The sequence below is a fragment of the Schlesneria sphaerica genome, from assembly GCF_044336245.1.
Lineage (GTDB): Bacteria > Planctomycetota > Planctomycetia > Planctomycetales > Planctomycetaceae > Schlesneria > Schlesneria sphaerica.
In genome coordinates this window covers 5088092-5104848 of the sequence record NZ_CP172346.1, presented here as the reverse complement: position 1 = coordinate 5104848, position 16757 = coordinate 5088092, and the positions used below count along the sequence as shown (strand labels likewise).

The 16757-nt window shown below is 57.6% G+C and carries 9 protein-coding genes; 8 read left to right on the top strand and 1 reads right to left on the bottom strand.

The genetic code is table 11. The features are described from left to right. Positions 1 to 529: 529 nt before the first annotated feature. Positions 530 to 2605: an HlyD family efflux transporter periplasmic adaptor subunit gene (locus ACGY09_RS18530; RefSeq protein ID WP_397568902.1), complete on the bottom strand. Its 2076-nt coding sequence runs from the start codon at positions 2603 to 2605 to the stop codon at positions 530 to 532. 293 nt (positions 2606 to 2898) lie between these two features. Here ACGY09_RS18530 and ACGY09_RS18525 point away from each other — a divergent pair, with 293 nt between their 5' ends. The 8 genes from ACGY09_RS18525 to ACGY09_RS18490 all read left to right on the top strand — a co-directional run bounded on the left by ACGY09_RS18525 (position 2899) and on the right by ACGY09_RS18490 (position 16614). Next, positions 2899 to 3933, top strand: coding sequence for an AAA family ATPase (locus ACGY09_RS18525; protein ID WP_373653490.1), 1035 nt, complete (start codon positions 2899 to 2901; stop codon positions 3931 to 3933). Positions 3934 to 4337: 404 nt separating this feature from the next. Further along, positions 4338 to 5249, top strand: a complete 912-nt coding sequence (locus tag ACGY09_RS18520; protein ID WP_373653491.1) for a DUF58 domain-containing protein — start codon at positions 4338 to 4340, stop codon at positions 5247 to 5249. Beyond that, positions 5246 to 7246 (top strand): BatA domain-containing protein, encoded by a 2001-nt coding sequence (locus ACGY09_RS18515; protein WP_397568901.1) that lies wholly within the window; start codon positions 5246 to 5248, stop codon positions 7244 to 7246. Before ACGY09_RS18520 ends, ACGY09_RS18515 begins: the two co-directional genes overlap by 4 nt. Continuing rightward, the gene (locus tag ACGY09_RS18510) at positions 7243 to 9459 is read left to right on the top strand and encodes a hypothetical protein (RefSeq protein ID WP_397568900.1); all 2217 of its coding nucleotides are present in this window, start codon (positions 7243 to 7245) and stop codon (positions 9457 to 9459) included. The genes ACGY09_RS18515 and ACGY09_RS18510 overlap by 4 nt, the downstream gene beginning before the upstream one ends. Before the next feature lie 377 nt (positions 9460 to 9836). Then, entirely contained in the window at positions 9837 to 13130 is a 3294-nt protein-coding gene (locus ACGY09_RS18505; protein WP_397568899.1) for a hypothetical protein, read from the top strand. Between the two features lie 129 nt (positions 13131 to 13259). Beyond that, positions 13260 to 14288, top strand: a complete 1029-nt coding sequence (locus ACGY09_RS18500) for a hypothetical protein (protein WP_397568898.1) — start codon at positions 13260 to 13262, stop codon at positions 14286 to 14288. Between the two features lie 163 nt (positions 14289 to 14451). Continuing rightward, on the top strand, positions 14452 to 15327 hold the full coding sequence (locus ACGY09_RS18495; RefSeq protein WP_397568897.1) for a hypothetical protein: 876 nt from the start codon (positions 14452 to 14454) through the stop codon (positions 15325 to 15327). Positions 15328 to 15546: 219 nt separating this feature from the next. Beyond that, the gene (locus tag ACGY09_RS18490) at positions 15547 to 16614 is read left to right on the top strand and encodes a prenyltransferase/squalene oxidase repeat-containing protein (protein ID WP_397568896.1); all 1068 of its coding nucleotides are present in this window, start codon (positions 15547 to 15549) and stop codon (positions 16612 to 16614) included. Positions 16615 to 16757: the final 143 nt, after the last annotated feature.

Genomic DNA, 16757 nt, shown 5'->3' with positions numbered 1-16757 from the left:
TTGAAACCAATCCTCACGCAATCCTTGCGTGAACACGTCCTATGATGACTCGCTGTCCAGGTCACACACAAAAACGGACCACGAAAATCGCTTCTATTCAAATAAAAACAACTCACGACAAACCAACATCGGCAATAACCGCCGGAGGACCGAGAAGACAAAGATGTGTGGTACGATGAGACCCCGCGTCGGTCGGAAGCAACGACTGGCCAGCTAAGGAGCTCGAAGTCACGACGTGTGGCCGAGGAAAAAAAGTCAGGCCGCTCTGGTTTCCGTTCGTCCATGTCCACCAGACCAGCGTTCGTCGAACCGAACTACCCCAACGAATGCCGAGTCCAGCCGCGCGAGGAAGAAGCCGTGTGATGTGAAACTCCTCGCTCGACATTGCTCATCTTTCGACAACAAACATTCCAAGCACGTAGTGTGATCAACGGCCAGCAACGCGGCGAGCCCGACCATCCAGACGTTTGGAAGCGAGTACGTCAGCGCGTCGGTCGACATCTGCGCGGCTTAAAAACGGGAGCACGGACTACCACCAGAGGTATCGTTGCACGAACTCAATCACGTCGCCGAACAGGACGTCGCCCAGGCTGGATTCGCCGCAACTGATGCGGGCCCTGACGTCGGCGCCGATGGCTCGAGACGGAAGCTGGTTGGAGTCGAGTGAGGCTCGTGCCTCGAGTACCGTTCCTTTCTCTTCGTCCGTCACGATTCGAGTACCGAGGGAGGTGAGCGTCGCTTGAAAGCTGGATTCGGGACTGGTCAACATCCGGTACTCGATCGGCAGGTTCGGCCCGGAGGCCTCCTGAGCTTTCAGAATGCGACCGACACGGTGTTCTGCGATTTCCAGTTCGAGCTGCCAGTCTCCCTGATCGTCCATCACTTGCAGCAATAGCTCGCCGCGTCGTACAGGCCGGTTTTCCAGTAGCTGCTGCACCTGGAATGTGGTCACAGTCCCCGTGATCGGCGCCAGAATGGTCAGTCGTTTCAGACGCTCTTTGAGGATTTTTTCCTGTTCGAGGGCTCCGTCGATTTCGACTTGCGTCTCCAGCGCTTTTCCCTTCGCCCGCAGCTTCTCTTCGGTTTTGACCTGCCGCTCAGCCTCGTCGGCTTGTGCTTTCAAGGTATGCAGCAGCTTTTGCTTTTCCTGCAGTTCACTACGAACCTTGACCAGTTCCGCACTCAGATCATCGTTGTGCAGGATGATCAGCGGTTGGTCTTTCTCGACGTGCTCTCCCCCTTCCACCATCAGTTCCTGGACTTGGCCGTCCCACGGAGCGAAGACTTCGCGCTGGGTCACCGGCATCAGTCGTCCCTTCCCTTCAACGCGGTATTCCCAGGGGACAAGGATCAGAGCTGAAGTCGCCACCAACAGAAGTCCCACGAGCACCACCGCGATCGCCAGTCGACGCCCTCGCAGCCATTCCATGCAGCGCCCCGCCCAGCGCCATAACGGCAACAGGAAGATCGTGCTGTGGGAGCGAGCGTTATAGCTTGCTGCCGCGATGTGATCGGAAACCGAGTCGAGTGTGTGCTTGAGCTGTGTCGACGGTGTGCTGCTCGACATCTGTTCGATGATGAGGGCACCAATGGCAGGTCGTACAACCGGCTTGGGCTTCCCGTTGCCGGGAGGTTCGTCGGGCTTCACCAGTCGCTCGGGCTCCAGGAGAGGGGCGATCATCAGAAACCGCGTCCCCGATTCCTGAATGAAATCGGCCAGGGGTTCTTCGAGTTGCTGGGGAACATTCTGGATCGAACCGTCGTAACGGAACGGCTCGCCCGAGGCGAGCACCAGTTGCGTCAATCGCCGCATGGCGCGGATCAGGTTCCCTCGCGGATGGACGGATTCCTGCCCGCTTACCGCCGTGATCACAGTGCGTCGACCTCGTACCATCGCCAGACTGACCCGATCAACAGCGAACAGCAGTCGACCATCGTTCACCACCACGTTCGCCACTTCATTCAGATCCAGACTGCGCTGCAACGACAACACATAATCCAGCACAGGCTGAGAATCGATGAGCGGTCGTTTTGACACCGATGCACGGCTGGCCGTCATCGGGGATCCCGCCAGCACGGGCGCGGCAGCAGCAGCAGGCCCTGCACTCGCGACTTCCAGGCTCGGTTCAGCCCCCCCCGCCGTCTGACGGACGTTCGGAGACGTCTCCGTGGAACTTGTCAGCAGCGGGCTAAGCTCTCGACCGCGCACGGAAATATGCTGCATCCACCCCATCCGCTGTTGTTGCGGCAGATTAGGGCGTTCCGCAATCAGAATGACCCCCACGTAACCGGGAGGAATCGAGAGGGGGACGAGGAATAACGTCGCGTGTCCGGTGGGTCCCGCAGGAAATGTCCCCGCCGTATCAACAGACAGGGGACGCCCCTGCTTCAGAACTTCGGCCAGAATCTGCTGGAGCAGCGTTTTCTCGGTATCGCCACGGAAGAAGCCACTTTCCTCAAAGCCGCTGGCGGCGACGAGATTGAGCTGCCCGGTGCTCCCGAACCAGAGCGCCCCCACCGTCGCACCCAGCTCGCCGAGCAATCGACGCAGGAACTCACCCGCATTTGTTGGGGGGTTGCCTGAAAACTGCTCGTCATTCGACATAGGAAAAGCCCTGGCTAAAAATTCGCCGATCGGAATCGGCAGAGTATCTTTTCAGAGGCCTGTTTTCTGCAAGAGCGATGCAAAGAGACATGAGCGGAACGAGTCTTCCTTTCCGCTGAATTCCGTCAAAGTCGAGTTTTTGACACTTTTTTTCTCTCAATCGGTTTGGTATCACTTTAGACCGATTGTCTCAAACACGGCGAGAACGCTCGTTCACTTCGCATCTATTCATTCGCCGTAAACAACTGGGTGGCAAACCGAAAATTTCGGGATTTGATCAGGGGAATGGATTGATGACAAATTCGTCCAGTTCGGTGCCCACAACGGATCTCAGCGACAACGATGTCGGCGCGATTGATCGGCTCCGTCAGCTCTACATGCGACTCAAGAAGGAGTTAGGGCGCGTTATCATCGGCCAGAATGACGTGATCGAGCGACTGGCGATCTGTATGTTCGCTCGCGGACATGGACTGCTGATGGGCGTTCCCGGACTCGCCAAGACATTGCTGGTCAGTAAACTGGCCGAAACGATGTCGCTCGATTTCAGCCGCATCCAGTTCACCCCCGACCTGATGCCGATGGATATCACGGGGACCGACATTCTGCAGGATAATGCGGAAGGACGGCGCGAATTTACCTTCGTACGGGGCCCCGTGTTCGCGAACATCGTGCTGGCGGATGAAATCAACCGCGCTCCACCAAAGACACAAGCCGCCATGCTCGAGGCGATGCAGGAGCAGAAGGTGACCGTGGTCGGCAAGACGTTCAAACTCGATTCCCCCTTCTTCGTGCTCGCTACGCAGAACCCGGTGGAACAGGAAGGAACGTATCCCCTGCCCGAGGCTCAACTGGACCGCTTCATGTTTCTGATCGAACTGGATTACCCTTCGGAAGAAGAGGAAATACAGATCGCCCGGACGACGACCGGTGCGGCACTGCCGGAACTTGAGCACCTGATGACGGCGGCGGAAATTATCGAGCATCAGCAACTGGTTCGACGTGTTCCTGTTCCAGACCACATCTACCAGTATGCCGCCCGACTGGTCCGCAAGACACGTCCACGAGGGACCTCGGCCCCGGCGTGGCTGAAGCCGCTGGTCGCCTGGGGAGCGGGACCGCGAGCCGTCCAGTTCCTGATCCTCGGTGCCAAGGCACGTGCCGCCCTGCACGGAAGCTATATGGTCCGGCTGGAAGACATTCAGGAAGTCGCGGTCCCCGTGCTGACGCACCGCGTCATTACGACCTTCGCCGCTCAGGCCGAGGGCCTCGATGCCAAACAGATTGTCAAACGCCTGATCAGCGAAACAATCGAAGAACAGTCAAGGTAAAGACGATCAGTCGCTTCGCAACTTCAAGGCGGGTCGGGCCGCCCGTTCCGTCGATCACGGGACGTGAGGCCCTGTCGACCCGTGTCGTGTCCGCAACGGCGACTCATGAAGTCGGAAGCAGCCTTTGTCTGCAGCCTGATGCCATAACGAAATGATTTCGTCCCCGCAGCCTGTCTTTATCCGCCCACAACCCTTGAGGACTAAGTCATTCAGATTTGCATTCGTCTCCTGTCCTCACAACTCACCGTGTGAGGCCGAGAAGGGGAACAAGTCAGCGTCGCTGACGGACTGGTCGCGCAGTCGGGTTCGATGATCAATTAGGACATCTCCCCACTCTGACCTCCAGGTGTTCTGCCTACCAGGAGACGCAATTCTTTCAGTGAATGTCATTGCACGGAGCGCCCATGCTTTCGGATCGACAGCCTCGAAGTTTTCTGGACGCCCAGGTGCTCTCGCGGCTGTCCGGGATTCCGTTGTTCGCACGTCGGCCCATGCAGGGGAATGTCTCGGGCCGTCACGCCAGCCCGCATCGCGGTTCCAGCGTTGAATTTGCGGAGTACCGGAAATATGTCCCGGGCGATGATCTCCGGCGACTCGACTGGCGTGCCTACGGACGTTCCGATCGGTTCTATGTCAAAGAGTTCGAGGCCGACACCAACCTGCGCTGTTGCTTCGTCCTCGACACCAGTGGTTCCATGAACTTTGGCTCGACCGGTGTCACGAAGATCGAGTATGCCCGGCGGATCGCGGGAACTCTGAGCTATCTTGCCAGCCAGCAGGGGGACGCCGTGGGACTGGCCTGTGTGGCGGATGGTGTCACCCAGAACCTGCCCCCCAAACGAAATGCCGCACACCTGCGACTGGTCCTCGATCAACTGGAGCAGGCAAAACCCAAAGGAGATACCCAGTTGGCGGCCGTCCTGCACGAACTGGCTGAAACGATCCGGCAGCGGGCACTGATCATCATTCTGTCAGATCTGTTTATCGAACCTGCATTGCTTCAAAGCTGTTTCCAGCACCTGCGGTTTCGACACCATGATGCTGCGGTGTTTCATCTGCTCGACCCGCTCGAGCTCAACTTTCAATTCCGTCGGCCCATGCGGTTTCTGGATATGGAAGGGGGCCCCGCCATCTTTGCGGAACCGAATGACATCGCTGACCGCTATGACAAGGCACTTCAGCTCTATCTGAAGGACCTCAAGCAGGTGGTCCTTGAATCCGCGATCGACTATCACAGGATCAGTATCGACGAAGACTACGAACAGGTTCTCGTCCGGTTTCTGGTCAGTCGCGCCCAAGTCAAGGGGATGAGATGAGTTTCCTGCAACCCTGGTTGCTGTGGGGGCTTCCACTGATCGCCCTGCCGATCGTGATTCACCTGATCAATCAGCGTCGTTTCCAGACCATTCAGTGGGCGGCCATGATGTTCCTGCTGGCCGCACATCGGATGGCACGCGGCTATTCGCGTCTGCGGCAATGGCTGATCATGCTGTTCCGCATGCTGGCCGTCGCTGGTCTGATCTTTGCCGTGTCTCGCCCCCTCGCCAGCGGATGGCTCGGGCTGGCAGCCGGAGGAAAGCCCGATACCACCATAGTGCTGCTCGATCGGTCCCCCAGCATGCAGCAGCGGGGCGTCGGGACGGGCGATTCCAAGCTGGAAACGGGCAAGCAGCAACTGGTGCAGACGCTGCAGACACTCGGTTCAACACGCTGGATCTACATCGACAGCACCGCCCACGAAGCTCAGGAGATTGAATCTCCTGAGGCCATCCTGAACCTTCCCTCGGCCAGTCCGGCCAGCGCCCCGGCAGATCTGCCTCTGATGCTGCAGTCCGCGCACGACTACATTCGCGACAACCGCACGGGCCGCACCGAAATCTGGATCTGTTCCGATCTGCGCGAAAATGACTGGACGGCCGAAAGCAGTCGCTGGTCCACACTGCGCGATGCGTTTCTGGAATTTCCACAGGGTGTGCGCTTTCATCTGCTGGCGTACCCTCAGTTGCCTGCGACCAACACATCGATCCGCGTGACCGAAGTGAAACGACAGATGACCAGTGACGGTGCGGAACTGCTGGTGTCGCTCAAAATTTCGCGTGGAGGAGCGGACTCGGAAAAACTGACCGTCCCCGTGCAATTCGATATTGAAGGGGCAAGGTCCCTGCTGAATGTCGAACTGACCGGGACGGGCACGGAGATCAAAGATCATCGGATCCCTGTGGAAAAGAAGCAGGAACGGGGCTGGGGCCGTGTCTCGATTCCTGCCGATGCGAACCCCTCTGACGACGACTTCTACTTCGTTTTCGACAATCCTCCCCCCCGCAAGACGCTGATCGTCGCCGAGGACCCGCAAGTGGAACGGCCGCTTCAGCTCGCGGCGTCGATTCCTCCCGAGCCCTCGTTCGTCTGTGAAGCGAATGTGATCGGGATCGAACAACTTCCGCTCACCGAATGGGATCAAGTATCCCTTCTACTCTGGCAGGCGACTCTTCCCAAGGGTGCGGAGGCCGAATTAGTTCAGTCGTTCGTCGATCGCGGCGGGCAGGTCGTGTTCATGCCGCCGAGAAATCCCGGAAGTGAAGAGTTTTCCGGAATTCGCTGGAACGAATGGACCATCTCAAACGACAGTATCCCGATCGAAACCTGGCGAGGTGACGAAGATCTGCTCAGCCGGACACTCAACGGAGCCGCGTTACCCGTGGGTCAACTGGAAATCCACCAGTACTGCAGCCTGTCAGGTGAACAGACCCCGCTGGCCACGCTGAAAGGAGGTGCCCCTCTGCTGGCACGTGTTCCCTCGAAACGAGGCGGTATCTATTTCTGGGCAACGACCCCCGCTCCTCGTGATTCCTCATTGGCGACCGACGGCGTCGTGCTGTACGCCTTCGTTCAACGAGCAGTCTCGGCCGGCGCGGCAGTCCTGAACAAAGCACGCCAGCTGGATGCGGGGGACGCAGCGGGGGAAACCCCTTCGACCTGGACAACGATTGTCGAAGGGGATCAGGGGCTTTCGACCGAGTCCCTGTATCACCGTGGAGTCTACTCCGCGGCCGATCGACTGATCGCGGTCAACAGACCCGAGACTGAGGAGGAATCCCGTGTTCTCGCAGAATCCCGCCTGACGGAACGTTTTCGTGGATTAAACTTTGTCCGTGTCGATGATCAGGCCGGCAGCCTGAATTCACTCATCCAGGAAATCTGGCGGGTATTTCTGATTACCATGCTGATTTCCCTGATCGTCGAAGCGGCTTTGTGTCTGCCCAAAGTCCCCCGGAAACAGGACGCAGCTCGCACAGTAGGGGCCACGGCATGAACACGGTCCGCTCATTGACCTTCGCATGGGCTCCCTGGTCCGTGATCCTCTCCCTCGTCATCCTGACGATCACGGCGGGATTGTGTTACCTCGCCTGGAGCCGCACCGGTTACCGACGCTCGATCGGATTGCTGGAACTGATCCGATTTCTGCTCGTCGCGATCGGTGTCGTGCTGTTCAATCAGCCGGAATGGGTGGAAGAATTTCGCCCCGACGAGAAACCGACCGTTGCGGTCCTGTGGGATGATTCCGCCAGTATGGGAACGATGGACGTTACCAACCGCGAAACGGCCTCGACCACCGTCAAAACGCGAAGGGAAGCCATCCAGAAGCTGACCGAAGAATCGTTCTGGACCTCGGTGCAGGAACGGCTGACGGTCGTCGTGCAACCGATCAGTTCCACCGAGCCGACATCAGAAGAGGCGACCAGCCGCGGAACCAATTTGTACGAGCCGCTCGCCACAGCACCTCGCCGGTTCAAAAACCTGCACGCCGTGGTATTAGCCTCAGATGGTGACTGGAACGAGGGGGAGCCTCCGGTTCAGGCTGCGGCCGCCCTGCGATTACGGGGTGTTCCCGTCTTCAGCGTCCCGGTCGGCAGTTCATCCCGCTTACCCGACGTGGAATTGTTGAGCCTCGATTCGCCCACGTTCGGTATCACGGGCAAGTCGGTACGAATTCCCTTTACCATCGAAAGCACCCTGCCCCGCGAACATGTGGCGACGATCAAACTGAAGGTCTCGGACGGAGAGGAAATCACCAAGGAAGTCCGGATCTCGCCCATGGGCCGCACCAGTGATTTTGTTATCTGGAAGCCGAAAGAGATTGGCGACTATACCCTTACACTCGACGTTCCCAAGCACGCAGAAGAGCTCATCGCCGATAACAACCGGCTCTCGACCCCCATCGCAATCCGGGAAGAGAAACTCCGCGTGCTGGTTGTGGAATCGATTCCTCGCTGGGAGTATCGCTATCTCCGCAACGCTCTCTCCCGCGATCCGGGGGTGGAAGTCTCGTGCCTGCTCTTTCATCCTGGCCTCGATAAACCGGGGGGCGGAAATAAAGACTACATCAAACGGTTTCCTCAGGGATTAGAGGAACTTTCCAAGTATGACGTCGTCTTTTTAGGGGACGTCGGACTGGAAGATGGTCAGCTTACCGCCGAAGACTGCCGCCTGCTGAAGGGTCTCGTTGAACACCAAGCGAGTGGTCTGGTCTTTATGCCCGGGTGGCAGGGAAGGCATACGTCGCTGATTGAGACCGAGCTGGGAGACTTGTGCCCCGTCATTTTCGATCCCTCTCAGCCCGGAGGATGGGGTTCGCGCACGCCCAGCCATTTTGAACTGACCGAGTCGGGTCGCCGCAGCCTGCTCACCAAGCTGGCCGATACTCAGGACGACAACATGGAAGTCTGGGAAGGTCTGCCCGGTTTCCAGTGGTACGCCCCTGCCCTGCGTGCGAAGGCCGGGTCAGAGGTGCTGGCGGTCCACAAGGACGTCGCGAATGAGTTCGGCCGCATTCCCCTGCTCGCCACTCGAACATTCGGGGCGGGCAAAGTGCTGTTCATGGGAACCGATGGGGCCTGGCGCTGGCGAAAAGGGGTCGAAGACAAGTACCACTACCGCTTCTGGGGACAAGTCGTCCGCTGGATGGCCTATCAACGAAATATGGCCAAAGGTGAATCCATGCGGATGTACTATTCCCCCGAGCAACCCCAAGTACGCCAGACGATCGCCCTCAGTGCAAACGTGATGGAAAAAAGTGGTGAACCGTTACCCAAAGGGGACGTGACCGCACGAATCGTCGCCCCTTCAGGAAAAGCAGAAACCGTCCGTTTCACCTCGTCAGGCGATGAGTGGGGCGCCTTCACGTCCCGTTTCACTGCTGATGAACCGGGCAAGCACGACGTCATCCTGAGCTGTAAGCAGACAGATGCGACGCTCGAAACATCATTTTTTGTCCAGGGAACGGCCGTCGAGAGACTGGGCAGAGCGGCCCGGCCTGAAGTGCTGGAAGAAGTCTCTCGCGTCACGAGGGGAGAAGTGATCAGCCTTGATCGACTGGAACAGGTCCTCAAATCACTCGCGGCACTCCCGGAACCACCCCCAACCGTTCGACGCGTTCAGCTCTGGTGTCACCCGCTCATCGCGTCACTGATCGTGGTGCTGCTGGGGGTCTTCTGGGTAGGTCGAAAAATTGTGGGATTAATTTAACGATCGGAGAATCAGGCGTTGACTGACGAGGCCATGCAGCCACAGAGGAAGACAGCCGGAACTGTGATGGTCACCCCGAGGAGAGGTCGTCCGTTTATTCGTGGTGCCATATATGGGCTGATTAATCAACTAAGTTTCGAAGCATGCAACAGTTAAACCTGATCCGATAAATTAGCGATTGTCCGAGGAAGCCTTCTCAACCTCTGACATAGCGATACTGCCTCGTTTGATACTGTATAGAGACATTTGCCCCCAGTGATGAGATGTCTTTGAGCTTCCCATGAAATTCTTTTGACATCACCCCGTACGCTGTAAGATAAGTCACTCGGCCGCTTGCACCCGCTACGAATCAGTCCGTGTTCCAGGAGATTGCCGAAATGAGCGTTTCACAGCCCCATGCCGGTCTGAAACTGCCATCATCGTTAAAGAACCAGCTCGATGACTTTCGGCGGCGCGTCTGGACGATCAAGACGATTGAAGCCGCGGGCGGGGCGCTGTTCGGGGTCTTCGTCTCTTACCTGATTGTTTTCGGACTCGACCGTCTCATCGATACACCGCAGTGGGCTCGAACAGCAATTTTCATTGTGGCTGTCGCTGGCTGTGCGTATGTCCCAATCTACCTGCATCGCTGGATCTGGGGCCATCGCCGTATGGAGCAACTCGCCAGACTACTCTGCGTCCGCCACCCCAGCATCGGTGATCAGATGCTGGGCGTGATCGAACTTGTTCGGAACGAATTTGAGCAGAACCGGTCGCGGGCGCTGTGCGAAGCCGCGATTGAACAGGTCGCCGACGTTGCCAGCAAACGCGATTTCAGCAATGCGGTCCCCAACCCGCGACATCGCATGTGGGCCTGGATGGCCGCCGTTCCCGCTTCGGTCGCCCTGCTTGTCCTGGCGCTGTTCCCTTCCGCCGCGTCGAATGCCTGGGCCCGGTTTGCGGCCCCGTGGCGGCCCACACCACGGTACACATTCACCAATGTCGAACGCCTTTCCGACCATCTGGTCGTACCGCATGGTGAAGCGGTCACCGTGCCGGTGAAACTGCTGGAAACGACGAGCTGGCATCCCGCGAAAGGGACCGTGAAACTCGGAAGCCAGCTCCCTTTGACCGCAGAACTGAAAGACGGACGCTATGAATTTGCTCTGCCTGCTCAGATCGATCCCACTCGACTCGACCTGCGAATCGGGGACGCTCGACAGCAGACGCGAGTCGAGCCGATGCTGCGTCCGGAACTGACGCACATCCTGGCCAATATCAAGCTCCCCGCTTACCTGAACCGCCCGCAACCGATTCAGAAGGACATTCGGGGTGGTTCCGTAACCGTGGTCGCTGGCAGCTCCACTTCATTCGCCGTGACGGCCACTCGGCCACTGGTACAGGGAGAATGGCTGCAACTCGATCACCCCGAGTCCGCCGCGACGACATCACACATCGAAGGCTCGGCCGACACCGTGACCAGCCCGGTCTTCGCCATCGACTCTTCTCGCAAGCTGCAGTTCCAGTGGAAAGATGAGCACGGCCTGCAAGGGAAAGAGCCACTCACCATTTCCGTCAATGCCCGCGAGGACGAAGCTCCTTCGATCTCTTGCGAAGACCTGCCGCGACAACGGGTTGTCATTGATTCTGAAACCCTCTCGTTCAAGGTCCGCGCCCAGGACGACTATGGCATCAAGGTCGTGGGGATCGAATGGAAGGGGGCCGACAAGACGCTGGTCCTGAAACCCGCCGCCGGCGAACGAATCCTCGCCGCAGGTGACAGTGAAAAGGAGCTGCTGGAGCTCACGGGGACCTTTTGTGCCGAGACGCTGGGAATCGAACCGCAGCCGGTGAACGTTCGACTGTTTGTCGAGGACTTTTTCCCAGGACGAACCCGCACCTACTCTGTACCCTTCGTTCTGTATGTCCTCAGCGCCGAACAACACTCCATCTGGTTGACAGAACAGCTCAGTAAATGGCATCGACAGTCTCTGGAAGTGCGAGATCGTGAGATGCAGCTGCACCACACGAACCAGGAACTGAGGATGCTCTCGTCCGAGGAACTGGATCAACCTGAAAACCGCCGACGCGTCGAAGTGCAATCCACGGCCGAACGGGCCAACGGACGCCGCCTGACGGGATTGGTGACCAGTGGTGAAGATCTGGTCCGACAGGCGATGCGCAATCCGGAATTCGGAGTGGGACATATCGAAAAATGGGCCGAGATGCTTCAGATCCTGAAGGACATCTCGGGAAATCGCATGCCCAACGTGGCCGACCTGCTGAAGCAGTCGTCGCAAGCCCCTACCCTGGCTAGCGCTCAACCACCCAAACCCTCAGGCCCCATGGCAGGACAGAATCGTGCGAATGGTTCTGGTGGCCAGCAAAAGCCCGGCGAAAGTCCACCGAAGCCCCCTGTCCCTACAGTAGCGGACGGCGAATCAACGCAGAATCCCGGACCGAAGAATCCGGGTGAGCCTGAAGAGCCGGGCAAGAGCAACTCCAATCCACGGCTGACACTTCCCGTGACCACGGTCATGTCGCCAGGCAATTCCAAGCCCAAGCCCCCTGCTCCCGCCGGTCAAAAGCTGGAGGAAGCGGTGAAGGCGCAGCAGGACCTGCTGGCCGAGTTCGACAAGATCGCGGACGAACTCAATAAGGTACTTGCCAATCTGGAAGGAAGCACACTCGTCAAACGACTGAAGGCCGCCTCACGCAAACAATACGTCATCGCGGGGAAGATCGGGGATCAGGTCAGCGGTGCATTCGGACAGAAAGTCAAAACCGCAGGCCCCCTGAAACAAATGGTTGAGGAAATGTCGAAGCAGGAAGCAGACAGCAGCCAGGATCTTTCGATGATCATGGACGATATGCAGTCGTACTTCGAACGTCGCCGTTTCCAGCGTTTTAAGACCGTCCTGGAAGAAATGCGAACTCAGGACGCCGTCGGCAGCCTGCGTCAGATCGGCGATGACATCAAGACCGAGACCGGCATGTCGATCGCCCAGTGCGAGTTCTGGTCAGACACCTTCGATCGATGGGCCGATGATCTGGTCGACCCGGCCTGCAACGGGAAGTGTCCTGGCGGCAAGTCCAAGGCGAGCCTCCCGCCGTCAATCGTCCTGGAAGCCATGCAGATCCTGGAGGCCGAGGTCAATCTGAGGGAAGAAACCCGCGTCGCCGAACAGGCCCGCCCTGCTATGGCAAAGACCGAGTACCACGATCGTGCAAAACAACTTTCGACCACACAGGATGAACTGTCTGAGCGAGTCGCCCAGTTAACGGTCCGCATTCGAGAATTGCCGGATGGTGAAGAAGAGTTCGGAAAAGAAATCGCTTTGTTGAATCGAGTCGAACTGGTCATGGATGAAGCCACCCAACTGTTGAGCGAACCGAACACCGGCGCAGCTCCCATTGGTGCCGAAACCGAGGCGATCGAACTGCTGCTTCAGTCAAAGAAGATTAATCCCAAAGGTGGCGGCGGAGGTGGATCGTCACCCGGTGGCGGTGGTGAAGGGACGACAAGTGATACGGCCATTGCACTGGTCGGTGCCGGCGTGAACGAGAAGGAAGTTCGCGAAGACCGGGGAGTCTCCCAGTCCACCGGAGAATCAGGAGCCTCACTTCCCGAAGAGTTCCGTGCCGGACTGGATGAATACTTCAATCGCCTGGAACGAGATAGCTCAAAATAAACTTGTGAATCGAGGATATCGGAGCGGGCATGACGATTTCTGAGCGGACGTGCACTTCAGATCCTGGAAAGCTGGATTCAGGCACTTCCCGCTTCGAATTGGGAACACCGATTCTGATTGGAGAACAAAATGACTGACGCGAAGCGGTCACTATACATTGTACCGCTGCTATTTTCGGTCGCTCTCGCTGGTCTCGCTGAGGGAGACGACGGCATCACGGTCGTGATCGAAGCAGGTGAGGCTGCTGCGGTTGAGGCCGAGGAGACACCGCTCATCGAGAAACTGGCCGCTCCCCTGCAGCTCTTGTTTGGAGGGAATGTCGGTAACGTGATAGCGCCCGTCCTCGAACTCGCCCCCGGTGTGGACGGGGCTCAGAATGAAGCCATGCTGCAGCAGTATCAGGCCCAGTTTCGTCCCTACGTGCTGGAAGAGCTTGCTTTTGTTCGCCTGGTTTGTAGCCAGCTGACCGTGGAACAACGGAAAAAGATTAAATCCGCCAGCGACGAAGCTCTCAAGAGCGCAGCAAAGCAACTTGCTCAGGCCAACTCAGGTCGGAATGGGCCCTTCGCCAGACCGGTCGATCCGCGTACGATTATCGTCGAGGGAATCCAAAAGGCTTTGAAAGAGAATCTCCCCACAGACCTGCTGGAACGCTATACCCGTGAATCAGGCGATCGAAAAACCGTGAGACAGCAAGCGGCCATTCTCTCGACCATTTCACGGTTGGACGGCGCCCTTTATCTCACATCCGAGCAGCGAGAAACGCTCGCCGGGAACTTCCGCTCACACTGGCAGGAAAGCTGGGAAAACTGGCTGATGATCAGTATGTACGGGCCGGAATATCTGCCCAATGTTCCTGCAGAGGTGATTAACCCCTCTCTCAGCGACGAACAGAAGGCGGTCTACAACACCGTTCAAAAGATCGACGTGGGAATGTGGTGGGGCTGGCAGCAGCCACCGGATGACCCGTGGTGGGGCGAACCTCAAGGAGGTGATGCGAATGGTGCCGTCAACGTAATCATCAATCAGCTACCCATGATCATTCAGGGGAACGCCGTCGACGTGATCGCCGTCGAAGTCGAGATGAACGAAGTTGTCGCCCCTGCGAATGCGGACGGTGAAGAAGTGAAGGAGGGTGACAGTGACCAGCCGCGATGACCACCCTGCCTGCCAGGGGCATAATACTGGCGGGATGCGCCCCCACGGATCCGGGGGGAATCAGATGCTTCTCGACACAGCCGCACGATTGATTCGCAATTGCGCGCTGCGACGTTCGTTTCTGCTCTCAGTTGTGTGTTCTCTGGCCTGCGCAGGGATGTTCATGGGAACTGCCCTCCCTTTGTTCGCAGCCCCCGATGATATCGAGCAGAAGCAGGAAGCAGTCCCCGTCGAAATCGGCGTCTTTCAAATGGACGAGAACAATTTTGACGCAAACGTCTTCCAGCCGAGCGGCAACCCCAAGCAGGCCCGCCAGTTGATGGAACAAAGGTTTAATCTGCAACTGGATGAGCTGAATCGAGTTTGCCAATTGACGGAAGCTCAAAAGCAGAAGTTTAAACTGGCAGCCGGCGCCGACCTGCAACGGTTTTTCAACGAAGTCGACGTACTGCGAAAGAAAGTGACAAGCGGCAAGCTGAACCAGAATGACTGGAACAATTTCTGGCAGGAAGTTCAGCCACTGCGGAACCGCCAGATGACCGGATTATTCGGTGAAACGTCGTTCTTCTCCAAGACGATTCGTAAGACACTGACTGAGGATCAGCTGTCGAAATACGACGCTGTCATGAATGACCGAAGACGCTTCCGTTATCGGGCCGCAATTGAAGTGGCGCTGACGAATATGGAACGGGTCATTCCTCTTAATCAGGCACAACATAATGAAATCGCGAAGATACTGCTCGACGAGACCCGACCGCCCGAAGTGTTCGGGCAGTACGACCAGTACGTGGTGACATATTATCTCGCAAATCTTCCAGAAGCCCGCCTGAAAGGACTGCTGGAGGACCATCAATGGAAATTGATGAAGAACCAGCTTGACCAGAATCGGGGCATGGAACAGTTTCTCATTCAAAACGGCATTCTTCCCAAGGAGAAAGAGCGTCCCAAATTGTTGAGAGCCCGGGTTCGACAAATGGTTCTCCACGACTCCACCGCCGCCGATGCAGAAGTCCCGGCAAACAAGCCCGACACCCATTGAGAAATCACCCGTGATTGCAGAGCGATTTCATTGCTGGGAGGAAGCAGCTCTTCTGTTCGCTCACGGAAGTTTCCCTTCCTCATCGACCACGATGACCCTTGATACGCGACGGCGGAATGAGACGACAGACCGCTTCGCAGCTTGAGACTTTCCGATAAGATTCCCTGCATCCCAATTGTATGACGGGCACTCATACGCTCCGACCAGTCAGGAAGACCTATGATTCAACCCAATCGCCCCTGCCTCGTCGCACTGATCATGACCATCGTGGCAGGTCTTAGCGCCACGCCCGCACAGGCACAAGCCCCCTCGATCCGGATTGGCGAGGTCGTTCCACGTGATGTGAGGGAGATCTACGAGAAGGGGCTGCAATACTTAGTCGCCAACCAGACCGAAGCGGGTGACTGGAAGGGGGGCGGAGAACAGGGTCCCGGTGTTACCGGTCTGTGTTTGATGGTCCTGCTGGCCAGCGGCGAAGATCCGAACTTCGGGCTGTACAGCAACAACGTCCGTCGTGCTTTGCGAAGTATTATTTCCGGCCAGGATGGGTCGACCGGCTTCTATGGCGGACAAGGACATAGCAGTATGTATAACCACGGCTTCGCCATGCTGGCGCTCGCCGAAGCCTACGGCGCGGTCGATGATCGGAACCTGTGGACAGGGAACGAAGCCAACCGTCGTACCATCGGACAATCGCTGGAACTTGCCGTCCGGGCTGCCGTCACGTCCCAGAAGAAAAATTCGTTCGGTGGATGGCGGTACTCGCCCGATGCCACCGATGCCGACACATCGGTCAGTGGAGCCGTCCTGGTGGGGTTGCTCGCAGCAAGAAACGCAGGAATCGAAGTCCCGGACGAAGTGATCGACAAGTCACTCAACTACTTCACCAAAATGACATCCCCTTCCGGACAAGTCGGATACTCGGGCGGCTTCGGGGGCTTCGACGAATCATTCGCCCGGATCTCGATCGCCACCCTGGTTTATTCTGTCGGTCGACGAAAAGACCTGTCGCAGTTCAAGGCCACCCTCAATTATCTGGTCCAGCGACTGGACAATGTCACTCAACAGAACTGGCCAGAATACACCCGCTACTATCAGGCTCAGGCCTTGTTCCAGGGCGATGTCGAAGCCTGGGAAAAATGGAACAAGCTCCTCGTCAGACATCTCAAACAAATTCAAGCCGTCGACGGCAGTATCCAGGGTCAAATGGGCACAACGCTCGGCACTTCGATGTCCTGTCTGGCACTTGCTCTGAACTATCGCTTCTTGCCCATTTACGAACGATAAACCAGAGATGGATTGATGTTCCTCACCGACGCGACGAAGCGGCGGACTGTGCCAATCGGACTGGTTTGAAACATTCACGCGTGACCAATTGAGGAACCGCCTACTGTGATCGATCTCACTTCCTCCCTCGAGATAGCTGGTCT

Bases quoted from the DNA above. Each gene is read 5' to 3' on its own strand.
- ACGY09_RS18490 (WP_397568896.1), top strand. From the start codon at position 15,547: ATGATTCAACCCAATCGCCCCTGCCTCGTCGCACTGATCATGACCATC.
- ACGY09_RS18525 (WP_373653490.1), top strand. From the start codon at position 2,899: ATGACAAATTCGTCCAGTTCGGTGCCCACAACGGATCTCAGCGACAAC.
- ACGY09_RS18520 (WP_373653491.1), top strand. From the start codon at position 4,338: ATGCTTTCGGATCGACAGCCTCGAAGTTTTCTGGACGCCCAGGTGCTC.
- ACGY09_RS18505 (WP_397568899.1), top strand. From the start codon at position 9,837: ATGAGCGTTTCACAGCCCCATGCCGGTCTGAAACTGCCATCATCGTTA.
- ACGY09_RS18500 (WP_397568898.1), top strand. From the start codon at position 13,260: ATGACTGACGCGAAGCGGTCACTATACATTGTACCGCTGCTATTTTCG.
- ACGY09_RS18510 (WP_397568900.1), top strand. From the start codon at position 7,243: ATGAACACGGTCCGCTCATTGACCTTCGCATGGGCTCCCTGGTCCGTG.
- ACGY09_RS18515 (WP_397568901.1), top strand. From the start codon at position 5,246: ATGAGTTTCCTGCAACCCTGGTTGCTGTGGGGGCTTCCACTGATCGCC.
- ACGY09_RS18495 (WP_397568897.1), top strand. From the start codon at position 14,452: ATGGGAACTGCCCTCCCTTTGTTCGCAGCCCCCGATGATATCGAGCAG.
- ACGY09_RS18530 (WP_397568902.1), bottom strand. From the start codon at position 2,605: ATGTCGAATGACGAGCAGTTTTCAGGCAACCCCCCAACAAATGCGGGT.